The organism is Bacillus ndiopicus (genome assembly GCF_000612805.1).
GTDB lineage: Bacteria > Bacillota > Bacilli > Bacillales_A > Planococcaceae > Metasolibacillus > Metasolibacillus ndiopicus.
The window spans coordinates 340629-366154 of sequence record NZ_HG964407.1 but is presented as its reverse complement, the minus strand read 5'-3'; the positions used below and the strand labels follow the sequence as shown (position 1 = coordinate 366154).

Genomic DNA, 25526 nt, shown 5'->3' with positions numbered 1-25526 from the left:
AGGGTTTCAAGATACAAGCTAGTCGAGGAAACAATAGAGCGATTGAAGGAGTGTACCTGAGTACATGACTGAATGAGCGAATGCAGTTGACGAAGAGTAGCGCCGTATATTGAAAGCCGAATAAAGTGAAGTGATGATGGCAAAGAGGTCACACCCGTTCCCATACCGAACACGGAAGTTAAGCTCTTTAGCGCCGATGGTAGTTGGGGGCTTCCCCCTGTGAGAGTAGGACATCGCTTCGCACAAGTAAACCGCTGAGAAATCAGTGGTTTTTTTTTTTATTAAAAAGATATAAGAGCCAATTTATTTTGATCTAATAAAATAGGCAATAAAGAAGACCCGCCATATACGCGTATAGCGAATGAGTAATTAATATCATATTAATCCAAAGCCCTGACAGATTAGGGCTTACATGAAGGAACGTGTTTATATGGAGAAAATTAAATCCAATTGTATTCAACCTAATTTAAGAAAACTTTTATCCTTTGCAACTTCAGAAGAGAATATTGAACGAGAATATGAATTATATATGGAATCACCAGTTCGAGCGCTGTATGGTTATTACTTAGAAGATGAAATTGTTGGTTGTATAGGAGTAGAGTTTTTAGGACATGAATGTTGTGAGATTAAGCACATTGCCGTAGCTCCAAATTATAGAGAGAAAGGTATGGGAAGAGAAATGATTGATTTTATCAAAGATAAATATTCATTATCTGTCATTTCTGCTGAGACGGATAAAGACGCAGTAAATTTCTACAAAAATTGTGGATTTAAAATAAAGAGTTTAGGTGAGAAGCATCCAGGTGTGGAGCGTTTTGAATGTACTTTAAAAAATAAATAGAGCTACAAAGGATTTCAATGTTGGACACCGTTATTCAATAAAAAAGTTTATTTTGATTAAATTCTATTTCAAAGAGCTATACTAAATATAAGATTATTTTTAGTTAAATAAGGGTGGTCAACAGTACACTAAATAAAAATTTTGTTTATTTTAAAAAGCACTTGTAATAATTAAAATGATTGTTATAATAGTAAATGTACTAAGTAGTGTATACAAAGTGCATAAGTAAATATGAACGTTCCGAAGTAGCTCAGTGGTAGAGCAACCGGCTGTTAACCGGTTGGTCGCAGGTTCGAGCCCTGCCTTCGGAGCCATTTTTTTTGCTCATTATCTGAATGGATAAAAATTATATTAACATTATTTATAACAAAAAAATTAAAAAATATTTGTTGAAAAGCTTGTACAAATAAAAAAAATATGTTATTATAATTCTTGTCTTGTTTGAAATGTTTTAACTGGCCCGTTGGTCAAGTGGTTAAGACACCGCCCTTTCACGGCGGTAACACGGGTTCGAATCCCGTACGGGTCACCATTTGAAAATTTAAAAAATATTAACACTCATCTATGGAGGATTAGCTCAGCTGGGAGAGCACCTGCCTTACAAGCAGGGGGTCGGCGGTTCGAACCCGTCATCCTCCACCATTTCAAGTGTTATGCCGGAGGGGTAGCGAAGTGGCTAAACGCGGCGGACTGTAAATCCGCTCCTTAGGGTTCGGCGGTTCGAATCCGTCCCCCTCCACCATCTTTTAAAATGTTTGGGGTATAGCCAAGCGGTAAGGCAACGGATTTTGATTCCGTCATGCCTAGGTTCGAATCCTAGTACCCCAGCCATTTTTTTATTTTTTGAGCCATTAGCTCAGTCGGTAGAGCATCTGACTTTTAATCAGAGGGTCGAAGGTTCGAGTCCTTCATGGCTCATCTTTATTCAAAAGAGTTTCCTATTAAGGAAGCTCTTTTTTGTTATTAAGGAAAACATTAACAATGTTTAGTATAAACTTTTTAGTGGAAGAACTGGGAAGTGATTAAAGGAGACCCGTATTTTTTACTATATAATGGCTACATATTAGTGACTGAAGTTTTGAATAAATAAGTTTGGAGAGGAAGTTAATTTTGGATAAAAAAATGTACATCAATGGCGAATGGATTTCTACAGTTGACTATGTTGAATTAAAATCACCATATACAAAGGAGGTAATTGCAAAAATACCTCGGGCAACAAAAGAGGATGTATCAGCTGCTGTGGAGGCAGCTGATAGGGCACAGCAAGCGATGGCAAGCCTTACAGCAATAGAAAGGGCTAATATCCTTTATTCAATTGCTCAGGCTTTTGCTAAAAAGCGATTAGAGGCTGCTAAAATTATTTCCCAGGAAAGTTCTAAGCCACTAAAATTTGCGTTAGGTGAAATTGATCGCACAATTGAAACTTATCGCTTTGCAGGAGATGAGGCGAAGCGTCTTGTTGGTGAAATAATACCAATGGATGCAGCGAAAACAGGGCAAAATAGATTTGCTTACACTTTAGAACAGCCATTAGGAATTATTGCAGCAATTACACCTTTCAATTTTCCACAAAATTTAGTGGCACATAAAGTTGGTCCGGCTATTGCTGCTGGTAATACAATAGTGCTCAAGCCCGCATCGCAAACCCCTCTATCTGCATTATTTTTAGCGAAAATCATTGATAGTACTAACTTACCTAAAGGAGCATTTAATGTCCTTTTAGGGAGTGGTGGTATCGTAGGAGATGCGCTTGTAGAGAATGACAAAGTCAAATTGATTACATTTACAGGTAGCCCAGCAGTTGGTATTCAAATTAAAGAGAAGTCAGGACTAAAACGTGTAGCACTAGAATTAGGTTCGAATTCTGGGTTAATTGTAGACCGAAATGTCAACATACCATATGTTGCGAATAAATGTGTTACAGGTGCATTTTCTAATCAAGGGCAAGTATGTATTTCATTACAGCGAGTTTATGTTGTAGAGGATGCTTTTGATGAATTTGTCGAAGAAATGATTGCTAAAACGCAGGACTTAAAAATAGGCTCTCCATTAGATGAGACAACAGATATATCTGCAATGATTCATGAAAAAGAGCAACAACGAGCAAAACAATGGATTGCTGAGGCTATTGCTGAAGGAGCGAGCCTTCTATATGGTGGTAAAGTAGAAGATGGCATTTTACTACCTACGATTTTGGCGAATGTTGATAGAAAATCAAAAGTAAGTTGCCAGGAAGTTTTTGCACCGATAGTTAGTATTAATAAAATTTCTTCAATTGAAGAAGGAATTGAGGCAATTAACGATTCAAACTATGGTTTACAGGCAGGTATTTTTACGAATGATATTCAAACAGCTTTTACAGCTTCTAAAAAGCTCTCAGTTGGCGGTGTAGTAATCAACGATGTACCAACATATCGTGTAGATCAAATGCCCTATGGAGGGGTGAAACAGAGTGGAACAGGTAAAGAAGGGATCAAATATACAATTCATGAAATGACTGAAACAAAGCTTGTTATTTGGAATCAAGAGGGGGCGTTATAAATCCCCTCCAAAAATTACATTTGCATCTCTAGATTATTCAAGTTAAAGTTCTCTCAATTGTTGACAGCGAAAAACATTATAAATAACGAATCCATTTTTGCACGAAATCGACTAGACTCAAAAAATCATTACACTGCTAGTAGCATTGAATTTACCTTGATTTCATAAACCTTTATAGGTGGTAAGCTGGATACTGTGTATCAGCCTGGGAGAGCTGCATAACGAGGAGGACAGACTTCCCACTCAGCCCGAAAAAAACAGCAATGGTTAAGTCGTAATTAATAAACAACAAGGGCATAATAAGATTTATTATTTTGTAAAATATGGAATGTATATTGAAGGTTGCTTTATGTAATAAAGTAAACGAATGAAAAATTGTTGATATAATCATTTTTGTATGGATTTTATTAAACTTAAAATTAAAAATTTTTATAAATTTATTGAATAATTATGCATGAAAATGTCGAGTTGAGCCAACTGCCTATTTCGTTTTACAATAGAGGTATTAATCGAAGGGAGTTATGAGAGAATATGAACAAATCAGTTGCTATTATTGGGGTTCCATCAGATTACGGACAAAGACGCCGCGGTGTCGATATGGGTCCAAGTGCTATTCGATATGCAGGTGTTGTGGAGCGTTTAGAGGCACTAGGATATACAGTGAAGGATGAGGGCGATATTCGCGTAGAAAAAACGCCTGTGAAAAAAGAGCAAAATGAAAAATTATTGAACTTAGATGAAGTAGTGGAAGTATGTGAAAAGCTTGCACAAAAAGTTGAAGGTGCAATAAATGAAAATTATACGCCGCTTGTGCTTGGTGGAGATCACAGCATCGCTATTGGTACATTAGCTGGGCTTGAGAAATATAAAAACTTAGGTGTTATTTGGTTTGATGCACATGCAGACATTAACACACCAGAATCTACTCCTTCTGGCAATATTCACGGTATGCCATTAGCAGTAAGCTTAGGGCTTGGTCATGAGCGTTTAACATCGATTCATCATGAAGGGCCAAAAGTGAAAGCGGAAAATGTAATTATTATTGGTGCTCGTTCTGTCGATGAAGGGGAACGTGAGCTAATTAAAGAAAAAAATATTAAAGTTTACACAATGCACGAAGTTGACCGTCTTGGTATGACAGCAGTTATGGAGGATGCGATTCGTTATTTACAAGAGCGTGGTGTTGACGGCCTACATTTATCTTTAGATTTAGATGGATTAGATCCATTGTACACGCCAGGTGTTGGTACACCTGTAGCAGGAGGTATTACATACCGCGAAAGTCACCTAGCTATGGAAATGTTACAAGAGTCGGGCATGCTTACTTCTGTGGAGTTTGTAGAAGTTAATCCAATATTAGATGATAAAAACAAAACAGCAAACGTAGCTGTAGCATTAATTGGTTCATTGTTCGGTGAAACACTAGTGTAAGGGGACTGCAGTGGAAAGCAGGTATTTATCTGCTTTCCACGCAGTCTTTTTATATTTCTCCTATTAACTATACAAAATCTAAACAAAATTGAATTTACTACAATTTTTATTTTAAATTTTGGTATAATAAAAAGAAAAACTGAAACCTTTCTTAAGGGTGTACGTATATGTTAATAACAGCTTAGAAGGTAGAGAGGATTGGCACGATGGATGCGTTAGTGAACAAGAGAATAAAGCAAGTGCTTAAAGGTGATCAAAACGCATACGCCGATATTGTGAACCTCTATCAGCACAAGCTGTATCAAATTTGTTATCGGATGCTTGGTAACAAGCAAGAGGCAGAGGACATTGCACAAGAGGCATTTATCCGTGCATATATTAATTTGCACTCGTACGATCAAAAAAGGAAATTTTCAACGTGGATATATCGTATAGCCACGAATCTTTGCATTGACCGCATTCGTAAAAAGAAGCCAGATTATTATTTAGATGCGGAAGTTGCTGGGACAGATGGTTTAGATATGTATTCACAAATTGCAGCAGATGAGCAGCTACCAGAAGAAGCAGTGGAACAAATGGAGCTACAGGACCGCATTCAATACGAGATTAGCCGATTGCCAGACAAATATCGCTCTGTCATTGTTCTTAAATACATTGAAGAGCTATCACTACAAGAAATTAGTGAAATTCTTGATATGCCCCTTGGCACAGTAAAGACGCGTATTCATCGTGGTCGGGAAGCACTTCGCAAGCAGTTAAACAATTTGTAGGAGGGGAATTCGCATGGGAATGTGTCCTGAACATTACATTGACTATATGCATGATTATTTAGATGGCGATATTACGCGTGAGCATGAACAAGAGCTGAAAAAGCATATGCAAAGCTGCGTAAGCTGTCAAAAGCATATGCATGAGCTAAGCGATACAGTTGCATTTGTCAAAAGTGCGACACATATTATGGCGCCTCCGCATTTTGAGGCGAATGTAATGGGTCGTTTACCAAAGCGTAAAAATGTATTGGGTATTCAGAAATGGCTACGCAGACATCCGATTATTGTGGCGGCTGCGGTTTTCTTTCTATTAATGGGGGCAACTTTAATGGCTAGCTATCCGAATGACAATCAATTTTCTGTCACGACACAACCAAATTTAGTTGTTGATGGGCAAACTGTGATTGTACCAAAGGGTGAAGTTGTTAAAGGGGATGTCGTCGTAAAAAATGGCAACCTAATCATTGAAGGGGAAGTAGATGGCAACGTTACAGTAATTAACGGCAGTTATATGGCTTCTACTGCTGTTGTATCAGGACAAATCGAAGAGATAAATGAGACATTCGATTGGCTTTGGTATAAAATAAAAAAATTAGCGAATGACGCCATGGCGTTGTTTGAATAATTCATGCAACTTTTTCTGAACTTGAACGTTCGATAAAGATAGGGTGTAGATGAAATGAAAAATCATTCATCTACACTCATTTTTTTACTTTTATAGCTCTCTAGAGAAAGCGGTAACAAGTAGAAGTGTGTTATACTATTTTTGTATGCAACAGTTAGAAAAGTGGGGGATGCCACGTGCAGTTAATAATGAATCAATTTACAGATTTTACACCTGCAAGTTATATATTTGGCTTTATAGATGTACTAGTCGTGTGGTATGTAATCTACAAGCTGTTGGGTCTTATTCAAGGAACAAAGGCTGTTCAGCTGTTAAAAGGGATATTTGTTATTGTTATCGCTAAGATTGCTACATCCCTTTTTGGTTTAAGTACACTTGATTATTTACTAAAGCAAGTTATTGAGTGGGGTTTTTTAGCAATCATTATTATTTTTCAACCTGAAATACGCCGTGCACTTGAGCAATTGGGTAGAGGGAAGTTATTCCAACGTTCAACGAATCAACAAGATGAAGAGCAGACGCGCCTAATTGAAGCGATGAAGAAATCAGTCAGTTATATGGCAAAACGACGTATCGGTGCTTTAATATCAATTGAAAAGGAAACTGGCTTAACAGAATATATTGAAACAGGGATAGCAATGAATGCTACTGCATCCTCAGAGCTACTAATTAATATTTTCATCCCAAATACACCGTTACATGATGGGGCAGTTATTATGCAAAAGGATAAAATTGCAGCAGCGGCATGTTATTTACCATTGTCTGAAAGCCCGTTTATCTCTAAGGAATTAGGTACACGACATCGAGCAGCATTAGGTTTAAGTGAAGTAACAGATGCGATTACAATTGTTGTTTCAGAAGAAACTGGTGCAATTAGTATTACAATAAACGGTAATTTACATCGTAATTTAACAATAGATGAATTCGAAGCATTGCTACGTAAAGCGTGGTTTGGATCTGAACAAGAAACAAATCAAGCCTCTAAGTGGACTTGGAGGGGGAAAAAGAATGGATAAATTATTTAATAATAATTGGCTAATTCGTCTTACGGCTTTATTACTTGCTATCGCATTATTTTTTTATGTGCAGTCCGAAAATAATTCAACACGAAGTACACCTAGTGAAAAGCAGGCAGATGTTATTGAGGATGTGAAGTTGGAAGTATATTATGATGATGAAAATCTAATCGTAACAGGGCTTCCGGAAACTGTCAATGTAGGAATCGAAGGACCTACGCCTATCGTCATGCGAGAGAAGCTAGCGAAAGATTATAAAGTATTTGTCGATTTAAGTTCATTGTCAATTGGCGAACATAGAGTTACAATACAGACTGAAAACTTTTCTGAGAAATTAGAGGTGACCGTTTATCCGCAAGTTGTTAATATCAGCATTGAAGAAAAGGTGACGAAGGAGTTTCGTGTAGAGCCAGAAATAAATAGTAGACAAATAAAAGAAGGCTATGTCTTGAAAAATATGCTAGCAGAGCCTAAGTACGTTTTTGTCACAGGTGCAAAGAGTGTGATGGATAGTATTAATTATGTAAAAGCATCGATAAAGGCAGAGGACGGCATTACGCAGTCATTCAAACAACAAGCGAATGTGAAAGTATTAGATCGTGATTTAAATAAGCTTGATGTCACGATACAGCCAGAGGCAGTAGAAATCAATGTTGAAATTGACGAATATAATCGAGAAATTCCTCTTACGCTGAAGCAAACGGGACAATTGCCAGAAGGTATAACAATCAACGAATTGTCTTTAAATCAAGAAAGCATTAAAGTATCTGGTCCACAATCAATTGTGGATTCACTGAATGAGATGATTGTCGAATTTGATTTATCCAAGTTGAAGGAATCTGGAGATTATGAAGCGAAAATTCAAAAGCTGGAAAATCCGATGAAACTATCTAATGAAACGGTTACTATTCACGCCAATATTACAGTGGCAGAAGATGAAAGCGAAACGTCTACAGTTGAAAGCCCTGAAACAGATGGGAATACAGCCCCTGTAACAGATGAGGATACAGGAGAAGAATAGCAGAGGTGGATGTCACAGATTTTGAGAAGGGGTCTTTAAAGGTTAGTTAACCACCTCCAAATTGCAAAAAAATCTGGATGAGAGTTCGCCGATTTATAATTGATTGGATTAACAATGCAGTATTGAAGGAGAGAAAAAGTAATGGGTAAATATTTCGGAACAGATGGCATCCGCGGGGTAGCGAATAGCGAATTGACGCCAGAGCTTGCGTTTAAGCTAGGGCGCGCTGGCGGCTATGTTTTAACGAAGGATACAGAAAATCGACCGAAAGTACTTATTGGACGAGACACACGCATTTCGGGTGAAATGCTTGAAGGTGCATTAGTGGCGGGTCTGTTATCGATTGGTGTAGAAGTAATGCGTCTAGGGGTTATCAGCACACCAGGCGTAGCTTATTTAACTCGTGTTATGAATGCGGATGCAGGTGTAATGATTTCTGCATCACATAACCCAGTTGCAGATAACGGTATTAAATTTTTCGGTTCTGATGGCTTTAAATTATCCGATGCACAGGAGGCTGAAATTGAAAGCTTACTTGATGCATCTGAGGATACTTTACCACGCCCAGTTGGTGCAGACATCGGTTCTGTAAATGATTATTTTGAGGGTGGACAAAAATATATTTCTTACTTAAAGCAAACAGTGGAAGAAGAATTCGTCAATATTCATGTAGCGTTAGACTGTGCACACGGTGCAACCTCGTCTCTTGCTACGCATTTATTTGCAGATTTAGAGGCGGATATTTCAACGATGGGATCATCTCCAACTGGCTTAAATATTAATGATGGTGTAGGCTCTACGCATCCCGAAAAATTGGCTGAGTTCGTCGTTGAACGAGGTGCAGATATAGGTCTTGCCTTCGATGGTGATGGGGATCGTTTAATCGCAGTAGACGAAAAAGGTCAAATTGTAGATGGCGACCAAATTATGTTTATTATTAGCAAATATTTAAACGCAAAAGGTCGTTTAAAGAAGAATACAGTTGTTTCAACAGTAATGAGTAATATGGGCTTCTATAAAGCGCTACGTGAACATATGATGGAGAGCGTGCAAACGGCAGTAGGCGACCGCTATGTTGTTGAGGAAATGCGTACAAACGATTATAATTTTGGCGGCGAGCAATCTGGTCATATCGTATTTTTAGATTTCAATACGACTGGAGATGGCTTACTAACAGCTATTCAACTCGTTAACATCATGAAAATGTCAGGCAAGCGTCTATCAGAGCTAGCGTCTGAAATGACTGTTTTCCCTCAACGCCTAGTGAACATTCGTGTAACAGATAAACACGCTGTAACTACAAATGAAAAAGTCGCAGCAGTAATTGCTGAGGTTGAGGCAGAAATGCAAGGCAATGGCCGTGTATTAGTGCGCCCTTCAGGTACAGAGCCACTAGTTCGTGTTATGGTAGAGGCTGCTACAGAGGAAGAATGTGTAGCGTATGTGGAGAGAATTGCCAATGTGGTACGCACGGAAATGGGTTTAACTGAATAATAAATTTGAAAGTACTATGGAGAAGAGAATCTCTATAGTACTTTTTTTAGGTTTATATCGGATGCTAAAGGGGAAGTATACAATTGTACTAAATTCAAAGGAGTGTAATGAAATGGCCAAAGTAGCAACATTAATTACGGACAAGTTTGAAGACAGTGAGTACACAAGCCCAAAGGAAGCGCTAGAAGCAGCTGGGCACACGGTTATTAACATTGATAAAGAAGGCAATAAAACGGTAACTGGCAAGCAAGGGGAGGCAACTGTAAAAATTAATTACGGTGTAGATGAAGTAAATCCAGCCGATTTTGACGCCCTATTTATCCCTGGTGGATTTTCACCAGATTTGTTGCGTGATGACGATCGTATCGTCGCATTCGCAAAGCATTTTATGGATGAAATGAAGCCTGTATTTGCAATTTGTCATGGTCCGCAATTATTAATTACAGCAAAATCCCTAGAGGGACGTGATACAACAGGCTACAAATCGATTAAAGTAGATTTGGAATACGCAGGCGCAAAATTCCACGATGAGGAAGTATTTGTTTGTCAAAAGCAGCTTGTAACAAGTCGTACCCCAAACGACTTACCAGCATTTAATCGAGAAATTGTGAACCTTTTACAAGAGAAGGGACTATAATAAAGCATCTGTAGGTGAAGCAAATACTGCGTCGCCTACAGATTTTTTTAAAATTAGCCAATGATTGACGAACTGTAATATTTTTTGTATGATGAAAAAGCTTATTGCATGCGCTACAAGGGAGGAGAAAAACAGCGCACTATAAATTATTAAGGAAAACAATTAAAGCGCCTGAGCTAAGGAAATAGAGCGGATATCAATCCTTAGTTGACGAGGTGGAGGTTTATCGAAAATTCGGCGGATACCTCCCGATTGACAATGCCCAGTCGTTATATTCGTTTTTAAAGCGGAAAAGTGATTTTCTGTACAGAAGAGCGAATAGGCATAAAATAGCGAGAGCAAAACTACAAAGCCTAACCGCAAATGCGTCTGTTAGACAGAACAGCCATATGCAAAAAAGGTGATGATTTGTAGTCTATTTCGTATTGCCTTGTATTGTGAAAATATTAGTTAATCAAAATTTAGATTATAAATCGTAGTTTTGTCCTCAAACGACTTGGAGGAAACATACGATGTGTGGAATTGTTGGATATAATGGATTATTAGATGCAAAGGAAATTTTATTAAAAGGGTTAGAGAAATTAGAATATCGCGGATATGACTCAGCAGGTATAGCAGTTCGTAATGAAGCTGGTGTCATGGTGTTTAAAGAAAAAGGACGTATTGCAGATTTACGTAAGGCTGTAGATGAGGATGTTGCATCATCTATTGGTATCGGTCATACACGTTGGGCGACACATGGTGTACCAAATCGTCGCAATGCCCACCCGCATCAAAGTGCACAGGGGCGTTTTACACTTGTCCATAACGGTGTAATTGAAAACTATCACTTATTGCAAAAGGCTTATTTAAAAGGTATTCAGATGCAGTCTGATACAGATACAGAGGTACTTGTACAGTTAATTGAACTATTCGTGAAAGAGGAAGGCTTATCAACAGTTGAAGCTTTCCGTAAAACGTTATCTTTAGTACACGGCTCTTACGCATTAGCGTTATTAGACAATGAGGATGCAGACACAATTTATGTAGCGAAAAATAAGTCGCCGTTGCTTGTTGGTGTCGGTGAAGGCTTTAATGTTGTAGCCTCTGATGCGATGGCAATGTTACAAGTAACAGATCAATTTATAGAATTACATGATAAAGAAATCGTTGTTGTACATCGCGACAATGTAGAGATTTCGAAATTGGATGGTCGTATTGTAGAACGTGCACCATACACAGCTGAGATAGATATGAGCGATATCGAAAAGGGCACGTACCCGCATTATATGCTTAAGGAAATGGATGAACAGCCAGGTGTTGTACGTAAAATTATCCAAGCGTATGAAGTAGATGGTGAGTTAGCAATCGATGAAGCCATTTTAAATGCTTTAAATGCAGCAGATCGCTTATATATTATTGCTGCTGGCACAAGCTTACACGCAGGACTTGTCGGGAAAGAATATTTCGAGAAAATTGCCCGCATTCCAGTAGAAGTGCATATTTCAAGCGAATTTGGCTATAACATGCCATTACTTTCGGAAAAGCCTTTATTCATTTTTATTTCGCAATCAGGCGAAACAGCCGACAGCCGTCAAGTCTTAGTGAAAATAAAAGAAATGGGCTATCCAGCACTAACAATCACGAACGTAGCAGGCTCTACATTATCACGTGAATCAGACTACACATTGCTATTACACGCAGGTCCAGAAATTGCTGTAGCCTCTACAAAGGCCTATGTAGCCCAGCTCGCAGTATTATCTATTACGGCATATGTAGCAGGAAAGGCGCGCGGTATTGCCATGGACTTTGACTTAAAGCAGGAGCTAGCTATCGCAGCAACAGCAATCGAAGCAATTGTCGATGCAAAAGAAACGATGGAGCAAATTGCTGAAGACTACTTAAAAATCGCACGCAACGCTTTCTTTATCGGACGCAGTCTAGACTTCTGTGTCAGCCTAGAAGGTGCGCTAAAGCTGAAAGAAATTTCCTACATTCAAGCTGAAGGCTTTGCAGGTGGGGAACTAAAGCACGGCACAATCGCCCTTATCGAAGAAGGCACACCAGTCTTCGCACTTGTCACGCAGGAACAGGTAGCCCTTAACATTCGTGGGAATGTGAAAGAAGTTGTAGCTCGTGGAGCTAACGCCTGCATCATTGTAAGCGAAGGTCTAGAGGAAGAAGGCGACCGCCTAATCATCCCACGTGTACACACACTGCTGACACCACTTGTAAGCGTAGTACCACTGCAATTTATTAGCTACTACGCGGCTTTACACCGCCGCTGTGATGTTGATAAGCCACGTAATTTAGCGAAGAGTGTTACGGTGGAGTAGGGGTTAGGGATTTATATAAGTGTTGTGTAGTTTTATAAAAAAGAATGATCATTTAAAACAAAGTTCGATTATTTAAAATTAAGATTGATTAAAGATCCTGTATTGATATGCAGGATCTTTTTCTATTCCACAATCGGGCCATATTGATTAATAATGTACTTTTATGAAAATAGAACCGTGCTTAGGGTTGTGAGAGGTTGGCTCATTAAATAATAATTAGCTTCCTACTCGACTTGTAGGTATTTATTATTTCTTTGTTCATATTGGCCAATATGTCGTTTTCCTCTAATACAGCTAGTATTGCTAATCCCTTTTCAATGTAATTTGTCTCTTCACTCATTTTAAGATTGTTGTGGCAAATCCCCATTCTAATATAAATTGAGCAAGCATTACAAATGAAATTGGCGGAGATTGATAATATCGAAGAACGAAAAGAAATGGAGATTGGTATTAGAGAAAACATTGAAAACATCGATATTTCTAATATTCCACCAGATTCGATATATACTATGAATTTTGATCTTGGAGATATTTGGACACCTAACCTTCCAGATATTCATATTAAGAATATATATGTAGCAGGAGCAATTGATACAATTATAAGTGGAATCCTTATTGCCTCTGAAGTAGGCTCATTAGCTGTTGCATTAAAAAAATATGGAGCAGAAGAATTAAAAAGAATATTCACCAATACAATTAAAACAAAAGTTATCGGAAAAGCAGCAATAGCTTTAGGAATCAGTCTTCCTGTTATTGCTAGTTATTTAACTTATGTGCTTGATCCTATGGCAGCAATAGCTGAATATCTTGATTCTAAAGATGCGAAACAAAATAATGGATATTTCAATGTTGTGTGGTAATCAAAATTGAACGAAAAATTAAAACTAATTTCAATTATATTTCTTTATCTTTTAAGTGGATTTATTCTTTATGTTCTAACTGATGAACATAAAACCTTTTTCTTATTATATAAATTTATTTACGGAATACTTTTTTTATAATTTTGTATTATGCTTATAAATATCGTTCCTTAGAACGAAATGCTTTCTCTCGCCTAATACCATGACATAAGAATTAGGGATATTACTAGGAGCATAGTGTCCTCAAGTGTAAAGGTGTCAATATATCTTTTTAGGTAGTGTAATCATAAACGTTGTTCCTTTGGAAGGTTCACTCTGTATGGAGATAGTGCCTTTATGAGCTTGAACAAGGTTATGAACAATTGCCATACCTAGTCCAGTACCTTCAGAAGAAGAATCTGTTGTCGTTCCACGATAATATTGCTGGAATATATTTTCTAGCATGTGTGGAGACATACCTATTCCGTTATCAGCAATGTGGATATCTACATGTTCATTGTTATCGAAAATCTGTGTATAAATATTTGTGTTAGCTGGATTGTGAATAATAGAATTCATAAGAATGTTTTGCAATATTCTTTGCATGAATTTAGTATCAAATTCACTGTTTATGACAGGTGTATCTGTTTTAAAATGCAATTTATAGTCTTTGCCTTGTGGATTATTACTAATAGTAGCTACAACTCTTTTGGTGAATTCCACAATATCCTGATTTGATTTGTGCAATGGTAACTGACCATCTGTACTATTAAGCTGAATAACGAGACTTAGATCTTGTATAAGCTCCTCCATATGCTTACCTTTCTCTGCAATTTCTTGAGTAAAGGAACGGGCTTCTTCCTTGGACCATTCGTATTGAGCGTTTAATAATAGAGTAGAGTAGCCTGTAATATACGTTAATGGTGTTTTTAAATCATGTGAAATACCAGCAATCCATTCTTGTTTTGCTTGTTCAACTTTTTCGCGTTCTGTTTCAGCAGCTTTCAATTTTTCTGATAAAGATTGTAGGTGTTGAAGTACTTCTTGATATAACATATATCGCATACGGAGTTTTCCCTTGCGGGCATAGATTTTTGAAAGTCCAGCAGGCTGTGTATAGTTTTCCTGTGATAGCTGATGAATCCAAGACATGATAAATCCAAGAGGACCTCCAAAATACCATCCAAATACAGCTATACAAACAATGGTACTAAACCCAATAATCCATACTACGATTAAATTCTCATACTCTTCACTAACAGATTTTTTAATGAGTGGAAGAATACACTCGAGTCCGATAACAATACAAATACCACTCAAAAGCATCCACAGAATAATCCCCAGTGCAAGATGTAACGTAAATCGAGTGTTTATTCGCATAGTGAATCCTCTTTTGGTGGTATAAATTTATATCCAATTCCCCTTAAATTTACGATAATTTTTGGTTTACGCGTATCATCCCCAAGCTTCTTCCTTAGCTTTGAAATATGAATCGTTACGGTTTTCTCCTCGCCATACACATCATTTCCCCACACGAATTCATAGAGTTGTGAAGTTGTAAAAATGCGATTTGGATTTTTACAAAAGAAATGTAGTAGCTCTAGCTCCTTAGCTGTACAGTCGACGAGCTGATTGTTAACGATTAATGTAGCAGATTCAGGATTAAGGGAAAAGTAACCGAAATCAAATTTTGAACTCTGCTGTTGGTGAGAACTCTCATACATTTTTTGACGTCGAAGGTTGACCTTTATTCGAGCAACGACTTCTAAAGGATTAAAAGGCTTTGTAATATAATCATCTCCACCAATACCTAATCCCGTTAATTTGTCAAAATCTGTAGAGCGAGCACTGACAAAAATAATGGGTGTATTTGTATGCTTACGTATTTCTGTGCAAAGTTCAAAGCCACTTATATCTGGTAGCATTATATCGAGCAAAATAATATCGTAATGATTTTCTTTTACAAGCTGTAGTGTATCTTTGCCTGTTGAGGCCGCATCAATATTTATAAAGTTTTCTTTACGCAACGTAATTTCTAATAATTTTAAAATACCAACCTCATCATCTACGATTAGGATTTTTTCTGTAGATTCCATTTTTATCCCTCATTTCAATCTTTATTATAACAGCTTCTAATCTTCATATCCTTAATCTCTGGAAAAAATTACTGTCATTTTCCATCGAGTTTACTTTGTTTTTACTTTCGCGTATTAAGCTTAATGTAACGAATTGAAAATGGTAAGGAGTAAACAAACATGGAAACCGTTATTCAAATACATCAATTAAGTAAGAGCTTTAAAGGAGTCGAAACCGTCTCGAAGGTCAATATGAACGTTAAGAAGGGTGAGATTTATGGGTTTTTGGGTCCGAATGGGGCTGGGAAAACGACGATTATGAAGATGATTTTAAATTTAGTAAAACCAACGTCAGGTGAAATTAAAATATTGAATCAACCTATTTCTACTACTTCATATCAATACTTGAGCAAAATAGGCAGTATTATCGAGTACCCAGAATTTTACGAAAGGCTGACAGCAAAAGAAAATTTAGAGCTTCACTGTGAATATATTGGGGTTTATGAAAAAGGAGCAGTTGAGGAGGCACTTGATATAGTAGGTCTCAAGGATGTTGAAAATAAAAAAATACATGAATTTTCTCTAGGGATGAAGCAAAGATTAGGCATTGCACGGGCAATTATTACAAAACCAGAGATTCTGATTCTTGATGAGCCGATTAATGGTCTTGATTCTATAGGTATTAAAGATATACGTGAGCTTTTAATAATTTTAAAAGAAGAGCACGGGATCACTATTTTAATATCAAGTCATATCGTGTCAGAAGTGGAATCAATAGCAGATACTATTGGCATCCTTCATCATGGGGAATTATTGAAAGAGGTAAGAATGGAAGATATTAGAAAAGAGAATATGGAGTATCTAGAGATTAAAATAGACGATGTAAAAAAAACGATTAATGTGTTAGAGAACAAACTAGGTATCCAAAAATATGAAATTGTTAATCAGCATTGTATTCGAATTTTTGAACATAATATTTCTCAATCTCAAATTAATAAAGAACTTATTTTAAATAACATTGCTGTCAATGGCATTGAAAAACAGCAACAACATTTAGAAGAGTATTTCTTAAACCTTATTAATGGAGGGAATCAATTTGCTTAAACTAATAAGACTTGAATGGAAAAAGAATCGTATGGCTAGCTATTTTAAAGGCTTAATCATTTGTATTGTTGGAATTTTTGCGGCAGTTGCACTTATGGCTGTTGGTTCTGGGGATGAAAAGATGTTTCTAGATTATACAGATTTTATGTCTTTAACAAATATTTTAATTCGCATTGTGTTTATCATTTTTGCGAGTGTGATTTTATCTCGTTTAGTCATTGAAGAATACAAAAATAAGACGGTTCAATTATTATTTACGTATCCATTAAAAAGGAAAAAAATTATTTTTGCTAAGCTGTCGTTAGTTTTCGGATTTTGTTTCTTCAGCATTATTATTGCGACTTTTATGATGAATATCGCTGTTTATTTTTTAAATCCAATGATGAACTTGTTTGAAGCTCCTGTCGAGATACAGGAGATGGTAGCTACTATACCGTCTACTTTCATCAACGCATTTATGATGGCTGGGGTAAGCCTAATTCCTTTGTACTTTGGCATGCGAAAAAAATCAACAGCTTCGACAATAACGTCAGCTGTCTTAATTGGATTTTTGATTAATGCAACGATTTCAAATGGGGATACATCTACTAGTTTATCTCAATTTATCATTGTCCCAACAATAATGTGTCTATTAGGGCTCGTTATCGGCTATCTGTCCTATTATAAAATCGACAAAGTAGATTTAACTTAAAATTGTGAAATGAGGATGTAAAGTGAAAAAGGTAATCATAGTTTTGATATTCGTTATTGCAATAGGAGGAATACTTTTCACCCTTAAAATCAAAGGAGAAAAGAGCATCACTGAAGAGCAGTCCTTTGATGTTAAACAAATTGAAGAACTAGAAATAAACATAGAGTCCTGGAATATAGCATTAGAAAATACAGAATCTGAAAAACTAACAATTGAATTTGAAGGTAAGCAACAAAAAAAGCAGCAAAACAATCCTGTTGAAATTAATAAAGACGGAAATAAAGTAAAGGTACTTCAACTAGACGGTGAAGAAGGAGTTATGAAAAACTTTAGTTTTGGAAAAAAAGATACTATTCATATTTCTATTCCAAAAAATGCAGTGAAGAAGATTGTATTAAAAAACAGCTATGGTGATGTCAAAATTAACAACATTGAAACAAAAGAAATTTCTATTTCTACGGATTCTGGCAATAAAACTATTAAAGGACTATCGGCAAATGAAGGTATAGTCACATCAAAAGATGGTGAGTTGATTATTGTAGACAGTTCTTTAAATGAACTAATGATAAAATCTACAAATGGTGATAGCTATATGACTAGAGTCGACAGTCCGAAAACGAAAATTACTTCGACTAGCGGTGAAGTATTTATGAAAGAAATTATCGAAGGAAAAGCACTATTTGTAGAAACTGCTTCAGGAGATATTACAATAGCATATAAAGAAACACCCAAATCATTAGAGCTTACAGCGAACAGTGAATCATCGGACATAAGCGTAAAATTAGAAGGTTATCAGAAAGAAAAACATACAGATAAATTTAAAAAAGGTAAGATTGGAGAAGCCTCAAACAAATTAGAATTAATTAGCAAAGGAGGTGTAATAACTGTAAAATAAAAACTTACAATCTGTGTGGTTAATAAATAATGTTAAGACGAGAACTTGAACAACAGGGACCACATTTATCTACTGGGATTGATATTTGTGAGAGCCATTCTATCTGTCGTTATATAAAAAAACAATTGCAATTGCTGAATTAAGAAGTTGAAAAAAATCAATAAAAGGACGGTCAGGCATTTGAATTCAAATAATATAAAGTAGGGCCATATTATTGAATAACTTGTATTTAAATTATTTAGTTATTTATGTTATAAATAGATAAATATACAAGAAAAGTAGTAGAACAATTTCCCTAAATTTCTTATTGTATACGAAGGATGAGGTTTATAATGAAATATTTTACTAAAGAATGGTTCAAGTTGAGTCAAAAAACAAGTTTCCATCTTAATTTAGTGGAAGATCAAGAGGCTGAATTATTTTCAGAAGAATACTTTCAACAGCTTTACAATAGTGAATTAATGGATTGGCTTACTTTACGAGAAGAAATGTATACAATTGATTTTAATAAAGAAGAGGAAACAGAAGAATTCGATAACGTCTTCATCGTAAATCAGATGATCTTAAAAAGGCAATTACCACAAATGATTTTAGAACAGATAGCTGATTTAAGAGTTTTCGCTTTATATACAGCATCTCGTAAGGTCATAAATGCTGTAATTAAATTTTGTGAGGAAAATGAAAGGTCAGTAAATGCCATTGGTGAGAATTACAGAAGCTATTATAAAGAAGCCTCCACTTCATTTGATAAAGAAATTGTAGAGGATTTTCGATTCCATGACTGTAAGGTAATAAATTTAATTCAAAATGACACAAATTTAACATTAACCTTAAATAATTCAGGTGGTTTTACAGATGTAGATGAAGTAACCTTTGAAAATTTTCATCTAATAAAACAAGATGGTTTATTAGAAAATACATGGTGGTTGTATGAGGAAGTGTATAAAGTTAATAATCAATACGAATTTCATACATTATTAGAAAATGAAGAGAACGAGTTAATAGACTTTATTATTTCAGCTGAACGAATTTCCTTTACACGTAAGGACTTTTAGTCGAACAAAGTACTTCAACAATCGGGCGCTTTTCCGTAATAAGGATCAGCGCTCGTTTTCATTAAAGGGCCAAATTGCTGAATAACATTCTTTTATAAATGTTACCAATAGAAGGTTTGATAAGGTTTGTGATTTAAATTACGGACAATACAGCTGAATAAGGGAACAGAATCCTGAAAAATTTAAAGGATAAATCCTTAGAATAAAGAATTTATTTAATGTAGTAGCAACTCAAATATGAGGTGAATAAAAATGAAAGTTCAATTTTATGATATAGGTTCAGTAAATGAAGAGGATTTAAAATTTGTAGTTATAAGTGCAATTTATAAGAATCAGTGGATATATGTAAGACATAAAGATCGAAAATCCTGGGAAATTCCCGGTGGACATAGAGAACCTGGGGAACTAATTATTGAAACCGCTAAAAGAGAGTTATTTGAAGAGACAGGATGTGAAAAAGTTGATTTAGTTCCAATTTGCGACTACTCAATGGATGATTCTGTTAGTATGATTTTTGGAAGGTTATACTTTTCAAAGGTAAAGGAAATGGGCCGATTGCCAATATCAGAAATTGGTGAAGTGAAATTATTCGATAATCTCCCTAATAACCTTACTTATTTAGAGATTCAACCAAAATTATTTGAAAAGACACTTACTTTCCTTGAAGATGTTTGCAATTAAAGTAACAGGTGTTTAAGTGTAATATGCCCCTGAATACTGCATTTGGTGCATTTTCCTTATTCAACAATCGGGCGCTATAATGGAATAAGGATTACAGAAATGATCAAACTTTTTTATAAAAACAAGATTTAAATCTACTAGGTAAGAATCCATTTTGATCAACCTTTTTTTCAAAATGGATTTTTTTATTTAACGTGAAATATCGGTTTGCGAGGTGCTTTTGATCAAATTTTATTCCAAACCTACAAGCGTTGAAATAAAGTCGTAACGTTTATAAAAAAGATGTACTGTTTTAAATAAAGTTATACCGTTTGTAATAAAGTTGCACCGTTTCCCCCTTTGGATTACTATAATCTAAAGGGGTGTTTTTTATGTCAAAAAGAACATCTATAGTTGAAAAGTGGATTAAGGAAGGTTGAGGTTCTGGTATCTGTTCGGAATATAAACCTTGATTAAATATTCAAGACGTTGCTTCATGTTGTTATAGATATAAGTTCAAGCACAATGATTGTACAAATCACAGGTATAGCTGAGAAACATGACGAACTTTTTTAGTTGCTTTAATCATATCGCATAATTAAAATGGCTTACACAGGCGAAGTAGCCGTTTATCTCATAGTAATAAGCTGTACTTCTGTGACAAGTAAGACCCCTACAACGAAATAGTTAAGTGAGGGATAAACTACCTGCATAACTTTGATTGGTTGCCTCACTTTATAAAGCAAGAATCCATTTTAATCTTTGAAATGGGTTCTTTTTGTTTGTGCTGTTTAACTTGATTTACTATCCGACAGCAAAGTGGCATGTATAGAAATCATTCCTATTATAAGCGGCAGGACAAATGCTAGAAAAGTATTTTAATCAAATGAAGAGCACAATTAATAAACTTGAAAAATCAATATCTATTCATTTGCAAAACTATTAGAATTGAATTAGATAAAAATGGGGTGAGTGGGTGGTTTAACTTGATTCAGCAAATATTTGCTGCGATGAGTAATCACAGGAGCAATGTTTTTTGTATCGAAAGCGTAGTGACAGGTACAGACCATTTCTATAAGTAATGCAAAAAAAGCATTTCAACAAACTCTCTGTTGATTCAAATTAAGCCCTCGGTGGATGTCAGGGGTTTTGAAAGGAGTGCATTATGTAAACACAATGCAATATCCTGACGTGTCGTTGATGGGGATGCTTTTCAAACAATTTTTAGGAGGGGAAATTTTGAATCATCGAATTTTGCTTGTCGAGGATGACCAATTCATTAGTGATATGGTTAATGAAAGTTTAACGAAAGAAGGGTATGAGGTGAAGGCTGCCTTTGATGGGGAAGAGGCTTTGAAAATATTTCATACGCAGTCATTTGCTTTAATTATACTAGATCTCATGTTGCCTAAAATAGATGGTATAGAATGTTTGAAAATAATTAGAATGCAAAGTATGGTTCCTGTTTTGATTATGTCAGCTAAAGGAGAAGACATAGATAAGGCACTGGGCTTAGGATTCGGAGCGGATGATTATATTGCCAAGCCCTTTTCGATGGTTGAGTTAATTGCTAGAATTAAAGCGATTATCAGACGACAGAATTATTACATACAGTCAGCAAGTACTAATGTGAGCGAAAAAACTATTAAAATCGGGGACTTGCTAGTTGATATGGATGAATTTTCAGTAAAAAAACATGACAAATATATCAATTTGACATTAAAGGAATTTAATATTTTAAAACTATTTATTTCAAAGCCCACGCATGTTTATACAAAATCTCAAATATATAGCCTTGTCTGGCAAGAAGACTATTATAGGGACGAAAATGTAATCAATGTGCATATTCGAAGGCTGCGAGAAAAAATTGAGGATGACCCCTCTAATCCTCAATATATTAAAACATTATGGGGAATAGGTTATAAATTGGGGGATTTTTAATATGCTTTATTTTGCAATACTATTGATTGTAGTTTCTTTCAGCTTAAATATTTATTTATATCGGTGTCGAGTAGTGCAAAATAAAAATATTAACTATATAGAGAAAAAGCTTCAGAGTATTATTGATAAAGAGACGGATGAAAAATTATTAGTGTATACAGATGATAAACAATTACAGAATCTATTAATACAAATAAATCTACTTTTAGAACATAATCAAAAAACAGTAGCTAGCTATCATGAAATAGAGCGTTCGATTAGAAAGATGTTAGCGAATATATCCCATGATTTAAAAACACCTTTGACTGTTATTTTAGGTTATATAGAGATTATGCTGATTGAAAAAGAATTAAGTCTTGAAAAAATGAAAGACATGTTATCTAAGGTTAACTTAAAAACAGAGGAAGTACTCAATTTAATTCAGCGCTTTTTTGAGCTAGTGAAGTTGGAGGCTGGAGATAAACATATAGCCCTTTCAAATGTGGATATAGGGGAAATTTCTAGAAGAATGATGCTTGATTTTTATGAAATATTAACAGCAAAAGAGTTTCAAGTATTAATTGAAATCCCAGAGGAGCCCATCTTTATTTTAGGTAATGAGGATGCAATTCAGCGCATTTTAAATAATTTAATTTCCAATGCTATTCAGTATGGAGCAGAAGGTAAAACCATCGAATTTAAAATGAGCACAATAGAAGATAACGTTTTTATTGAGGTGTCTGATCGAGGGATAGGAATCAATGAATTACATAAAGATCATGTTTTTGAACGATTGTATACAATGGAAGACTCAAGAAATAAATTTTATCAAGGAAGTGGCCTAGGGTTAACTATTACAAAAAGGCTAGTTGAGCAATTAGGTGGATACATATTTTTAGATAGCACACCATACAAAAAAACAACATTTACAGTTAAATTTAAACGAGTTACTGGCGGTACACGATTCCTCTAATGGAGCTTAATATTTTTGTAAGAAATGGTTAAGAAAAAAGATATTTTTGTTAGATAGAATGTAGATAAGAGGGGGAAAACATATGACCTATATTATAAAAACAAATAATCTTACAAAAATTTATCAAGGTAAAGAAGTAGTTTCGAATGTAACGATGAATATAAAAAAGGGCGAAATTTATGGTTTTCTTGGACCAAATGGTGCTGGTAAAACCACTTTTATGCGAATGTTAATGAGCTTAGTCAAACCCTCAAATGGAGAAATCATAATTTGTGGAGAACAAGTAACACCCACCTCATTTGAGTTATTAAAACGAATAGGGTGTATTATTGAATACCCCGTCTTTTATGATAAGTTAACAGCAAAAGAAAATTTAGATCTTCACTGTGAATACACAGGGTACTACAATAAAAAGGAAATAGATTTTGTACTAGACTTAGTGAAGTTAAAAGATACTGAGGGAAAGGCTGTCAAGGATTTTTCTTTAGGAATGAAACAGCGTCTTGGTGTGGCACGCGCAATCATAACAAAGCCTGAAATATTAATTTTGGACGAGCCGATTAATGGTCTTGACCCTATAGGAATTAAAGAATTTCGAAATCTATTTCAAAAGCTAAGTAAGGATTACGGGATGACATTATTAATCTCCAGTCATATTCTTGGTGAAATCGAGCAAATAGCGGATACCATTGGGGTTATTAAAGACGGAAAGTTAATTAAAGAAGTATTAATGGAGGATATTCGTGAAGAAAATACGGCATTTATTGAATTGAAAACGAATGATGTAAAGAAGGTGGCATTTGAAATTAGCCATACATTGGGTATTTCTAATTTTAAAATTTTGGATGAAGCGACGATACGTATATATGATATGAAAGCATCAGAAGGTGAAATCTTAAAAACACTTGTAGTAAAGGATATTTTAGTTGAAGCCATTACTCGAAAGAATCACTCTCTGGAAGATTATTTTTTGAGAATAATTAATGGGGGTGGGATGAATGCTTAAACTCATTAAACTTGAGATTAAAAAATTCAAATTGTTCAATTATTATAAAGGTGTACTAATAGCAAATCTAGGATTTATCGCATTTTTAAGTATGATTTATTTTTTAGAGAGAAATGATGGGAATATTCCTTTTGAAAACTTCGAAATGGCAATGAATATTAGTAGTGCTGCCATTCGTACAACATTTATTATTTTCGCAGCAGTCCTCATTGTTAAATTGATTATAGACGAATATAAAAGTAAATCAATTGAAATTATGTTTACATATCCAATTGGTCGAAAGAAAATCTTAACGGCGAAATTGATGATTGTAGTAGCCTTTACTTTTATAATGGTCATGTCATCGACGAGTTTAATGGCAGGGCTCCTCTATTTTGCGGAGGCGCAATTTGACATTTTTCCTGTTGAATTAAGTTTTCAAGATATCGTGAGAAACGTATATGTGAACTTCTTTTATGCGCTTGCAACTGCAGGGCTGAGTTTGATTCCATTATTATTTGGTATGCGTCGAAAATCTGCCGTAGCCACAATTGTTTCAGCTATCTTTTTAGCCACTGTGACAAGTACAACAAGTGATAATATTAATTTATTTTCCATTATCGCTATACCAGTTTCGCTTGGAGTATTTGGTATATTGATAGGGTATTTAGCTATTAGTAAGATTGAGCAGGTGGATGTCATATGATGAAAAAAGTAATCGTAGTAGTTTGTGTTGCCGCTTTAATATGTATTTGGTTTATTAATTCCGAGCTTGGAATGGTTGAGGTTAAAGAAACAAAGGAGTTTGATAGCGATAATCTTCATCATTTAGATTTTCAAACAACAGCAGCTACTATTGAAGTTGTACCAAGTCCAACAGATTTTTTAACAGTAGAATTAGAAGGTAAAATTGAGAAGAAGCTAAAAAATAAAGTTCACTTGAATATAGTAGAGAACAATGACCGATTAGAAATAGCTTACTTGCCAAAAAATAATCGCTTAGGCTTGAAATTGGGAAGTGAAAAAGGCGTAATCCTTCGTGTAAAGCTCCCTGAAAAAATGTATAAAGAATTATCTATACACACAACTTCTGGGGACATTCATTTAGAAAACATAATATCTGAAAATATGAACATAACATCAACATCGGGAAATCAAGCTATGGAAAATTCTGAATCTAAAGGTACTATGATACTTCAAACGACAAGCGGCAATTTTGAACTGCAGCAAAATAGATTCAATGACTTTTCTGTTGAATCGACTAGTGGAGATGTCAATCTGGCGTATTTTATTGCTGAAAAAGGGAAAGTAAAGACAAAATCAGGTGATGTTCACATACTACTAGATGAAATGATTCATAATCTGGCTATTAATACGACAAGTGGGAGTGTAAATACTACCTTCAACAAAAATCCTCAATCACTTAAGCTCGATTTCAAAGGCAGTTCCGGAAAAGCTATTATCCAATTGGAGGATATTTTGTATGAGGAAAAGGATGAGGATCGCACAATCGGGACAATTGGTAATGGGGTCAATACATTAAGCGTGAAAACAACATCTGGAGGTTTAACAGTAAAGTGAGTTTCTGAATAGGCTCATTTCCAAAATCGAAACTACCTCAAAACAATGAAAAATCTA

At 35.4% G+C, this 25526-nt stretch carries 23 protein-coding genes, 6 tRNA genes and 1 rRNA gene; 28 read left to right on the top strand and 2 right to left on the bottom strand.

Annotated elements, in window-relative coordinates:
- Positions 1-126 precede the first annotated feature (126 nt).
- The 18 genes from rrf to TY13_RS19920 all read left to right on the top strand — a co-directional run bounded on the left by rrf (position 127) and on the right by TY13_RS19920 (position 13551).
- Positions 127-242: ribosomal RNA gene (gene rrf / locus TY13_RS15150) — 5S ribosomal RNA — on the top strand.
- 188 nt (positions 243-430) lie between these two features.
- Positions 431-841, top strand: a complete 411-nt coding sequence (locus TY13_RS15145; protein WP_042477770.1) for a GNAT family N-acetyltransferase — start codon at positions 431-433, stop codon at positions 839-841.
- A 239-nt stretch (positions 842-1080) separates the two neighbouring features.
- Positions 1081-1155 (top strand) — tRNA-Asn (locus TY13_RS15140).
- Between the two features lie 143 nt (positions 1156-1298).
- A tRNA-Glu gene (locus tag TY13_RS15135) sits at positions 1299-1373 on the top strand.
- Between the two features lie 34 nt (positions 1374-1407).
- Positions 1408-1483 (top strand) — tRNA-Val (locus TY13_RS15130).
- A 16-nt stretch (positions 1484-1499) separates the two neighbouring features.
- Positions 1500-1583, top strand: a tRNA-Tyr gene (locus TY13_RS15125).
- Between the two features lie 14 nt (positions 1584-1597).
- A tRNA-Gln gene (locus tag TY13_RS15120) sits at positions 1598-1672 on the top strand.
- Between the two features lie 14 nt (positions 1673-1686).
- Positions 1687-1759, top strand: a tRNA-Lys gene (locus TY13_RS15115).
- Positions 1760-1951: 192 nt separating this feature from the next.
- Positions 1952-3382, top strand: a complete 1431-nt coding sequence (locus tag TY13_RS15110) for an aldehyde dehydrogenase family protein (protein WP_042477769.1) — start codon at positions 1952-1954, stop codon at positions 3380-3382.
- A gap of 531 nt (positions 3383-3913) precedes the next feature.
- A complete protein-coding gene (rocF, locus tag TY13_RS15105) occupies positions 3914-4813 on the top strand; it encodes an arginase (RefSeq protein ID WP_042477767.1) in 900 nt (299 codons plus the stop codon).
- Positions 4814-5019: 206 nt separating this feature from the next.
- Positions 5020-5583 (top strand): RNA polymerase sigma factor SigW, encoded by a 564-nt coding sequence (sigW, locus tag TY13_RS15100; protein WP_042477763.1) that lies wholly within the window; start codon positions 5020-5022, stop codon positions 5581-5583.
- Positions 5584-5596: 13 nt separating this feature from the next.
- Positions 5597-6208, top strand: a complete 612-nt coding sequence (locus tag TY13_RS15095; protein ID WP_042477761.1) for an anti-sigma factor family protein — start codon at positions 5597-5599, stop codon at positions 6206-6208.
- Between the two features lie 188 nt (positions 6209-6396).
- On the top strand, positions 6397-7224 hold the full coding sequence (gene cdaA, locus TY13_RS15090; protein ID WP_042477851.1) for a diadenylate cyclase CdaA: 828 nt from the start codon (positions 6397-6399) through the stop codon (positions 7222-7224).
- Complete coding sequence (locus tag TY13_RS15085) at positions 7217-8245, top strand: CdaR family protein (RefSeq protein ID WP_042477760.1); 1029 nt, start codon at positions 7217-7219, stop codon at positions 8243-8245. The genes cdaA and TY13_RS15085 overlap by 8 nt, the downstream gene beginning before the upstream one ends.
- A 141-nt stretch (positions 8246-8386) precedes the next feature.
- A complete protein-coding gene (gene glmM, locus TY13_RS15080) occupies positions 8387-9739 on the top strand; it encodes a phosphoglucosamine mutase (RefSeq protein ID WP_042477758.1) in 1353 nt (450 codons plus the stop codon).
- A gap of 112 nt (positions 9740-9851) precedes the next feature.
- A complete protein-coding gene (locus TY13_RS15075; RefSeq protein WP_042477756.1) occupies positions 9852-10376 on the top strand; it encodes a type 1 glutamine amidotransferase domain-containing protein in 525 nt (174 codons plus the stop codon).
- 512 nt (positions 10377-10888) lie between these two features.
- Complete coding sequence (glmS, locus tag TY13_RS15070; RefSeq protein ID WP_042477754.1) at positions 10889-12691, top strand: glutamine--fructose-6-phosphate transaminase (isomerizing); 1803 nt, start codon at positions 10889-10891, stop codon at positions 12689-12691.
- A 395-nt stretch (positions 12692-13086) separates the two neighbouring features.
- The gene (locus TY13_RS19920; protein WP_052344355.1) at positions 13087-13551 is read left to right on the top strand and encodes a hypothetical protein; all 465 of its coding nucleotides are present in this window, start codon (positions 13087-13089) and stop codon (positions 13549-13551) included.
- Between the two features lie 258 nt (positions 13552-13809).
- On the opposite strand, the gene TY13_RS15060 is transcribed toward TY13_RS19920, so the two are convergent.
- Together TY13_RS15060 and TY13_RS15055 are read right to left on the bottom strand one after the other, a co-directional pair.
- Positions 13810-14910 (bottom strand): sensor histidine kinase, encoded by a 1101-nt coding sequence (locus TY13_RS15060; protein WP_042477752.1) that lies wholly within the window; start codon positions 14908-14910, stop codon positions 13810-13812.
- The gene (locus TY13_RS15055) at positions 14901-15626 is read right to left on the bottom strand and encodes a response regulator transcription factor (RefSeq protein WP_042477750.1); all 726 of its coding nucleotides are present in this window, start codon (positions 15624-15626) and stop codon (positions 14901-14903) included. Before TY13_RS15055 ends, TY13_RS15060 begins: the two co-directional genes overlap by 10 nt.
- Before the next feature lie 159 nt (positions 15627-15785).
- On the opposite strand from TY13_RS15055, the gene TY13_RS15050 reads away from it, so the two are divergent.
- The 10 genes from TY13_RS15050 to TY13_RS15005 all read left to right on the top strand — a co-directional run bounded on the left by TY13_RS15050 (position 15786) and on the right by TY13_RS15005 (position 25469).
- Positions 15786-16709 carry an ABC transporter ATP-binding protein gene (locus TY13_RS15050; protein WP_042477748.1) on the top strand — a complete coding sequence of 308 codons (924 nt, stop codon included), beginning with the start codon at positions 15786-15788 and terminating at the stop codon, positions 16707-16709.
- Positions 16702-17400 carry an ABC transporter permease gene (locus tag TY13_RS15045; RefSeq protein WP_042477744.1) on the top strand — a complete coding sequence of 233 codons (699 nt, stop codon included), beginning with the start codon at positions 16702-16704 and terminating at the stop codon, positions 17398-17400. The genes TY13_RS15050 and TY13_RS15045 overlap by 8 nt, the downstream gene beginning before the upstream one ends.
- A gap of 22 nt (positions 17401-17422) precedes the next feature.
- On the top strand, positions 17423-18295 hold the full coding sequence (locus tag TY13_RS15040) for a DUF4097 family beta strand repeat-containing protein (protein WP_042477742.1): 873 nt from the start codon (positions 17423-17425) through the stop codon (positions 18293-18295).
- A gap of 332 nt (positions 18296-18627) precedes the next feature.
- The gene (locus TY13_RS15035) at positions 18628-19350 is read left to right on the top strand and encodes a DUF4085 family protein (RefSeq protein ID WP_042477740.1); all 723 of its coding nucleotides are present in this window, start codon (positions 18628-18630) and stop codon (positions 19348-19350) included.
- Positions 19351-19602: 252 nt separating this feature from the next.
- Positions 19603-20031, top strand: coding sequence for an NUDIX hydrolase (locus TY13_RS15030; protein ID WP_042477737.1), 429 nt, complete (start codon positions 19603-19605; stop codon positions 20029-20031).
- 1185 nt (positions 20032-21216) lie between these two features.
- A complete protein-coding gene (locus TY13_RS15025; protein WP_407637735.1) occupies positions 21217-21951 on the top strand; it encodes a response regulator transcription factor in 735 nt (244 codons plus the stop codon).
- A gap of 1 nt (position 21952) precedes the next feature.
- A complete protein-coding gene (locus TY13_RS15020; protein ID WP_042477731.1) occupies positions 21953-22903 on the top strand; it encodes a sensor histidine kinase in 951 nt (316 codons plus the stop codon).
- 82 nt (positions 22904-22985) lie between these two features.
- Positions 22986-23909 (top strand): ABC transporter ATP-binding protein, encoded by a 924-nt coding sequence (locus tag TY13_RS15015; RefSeq protein ID WP_042477726.1) that lies wholly within the window; start codon positions 22986-22988, stop codon positions 23907-23909.
- Positions 23902-24594, top strand: coding sequence for an ABC transporter permease (locus tag TY13_RS15010; protein ID WP_042477723.1), 693 nt, complete (start codon positions 23902-23904; stop codon positions 24592-24594). Before TY13_RS15015 ends, TY13_RS15010 begins: the two co-directional genes overlap by 8 nt.
- A complete protein-coding gene (locus tag TY13_RS15005) occupies positions 24591-25469 on the top strand; it encodes a DUF4097 family beta strand repeat-containing protein (RefSeq protein WP_042477720.1) in 879 nt (292 codons plus the stop codon). The genes TY13_RS15010 and TY13_RS15005 overlap by 4 nt, the downstream gene beginning before the upstream one ends.
- The last annotated feature ends 57 nt before the right edge of the window (positions 25470-25526 follow it).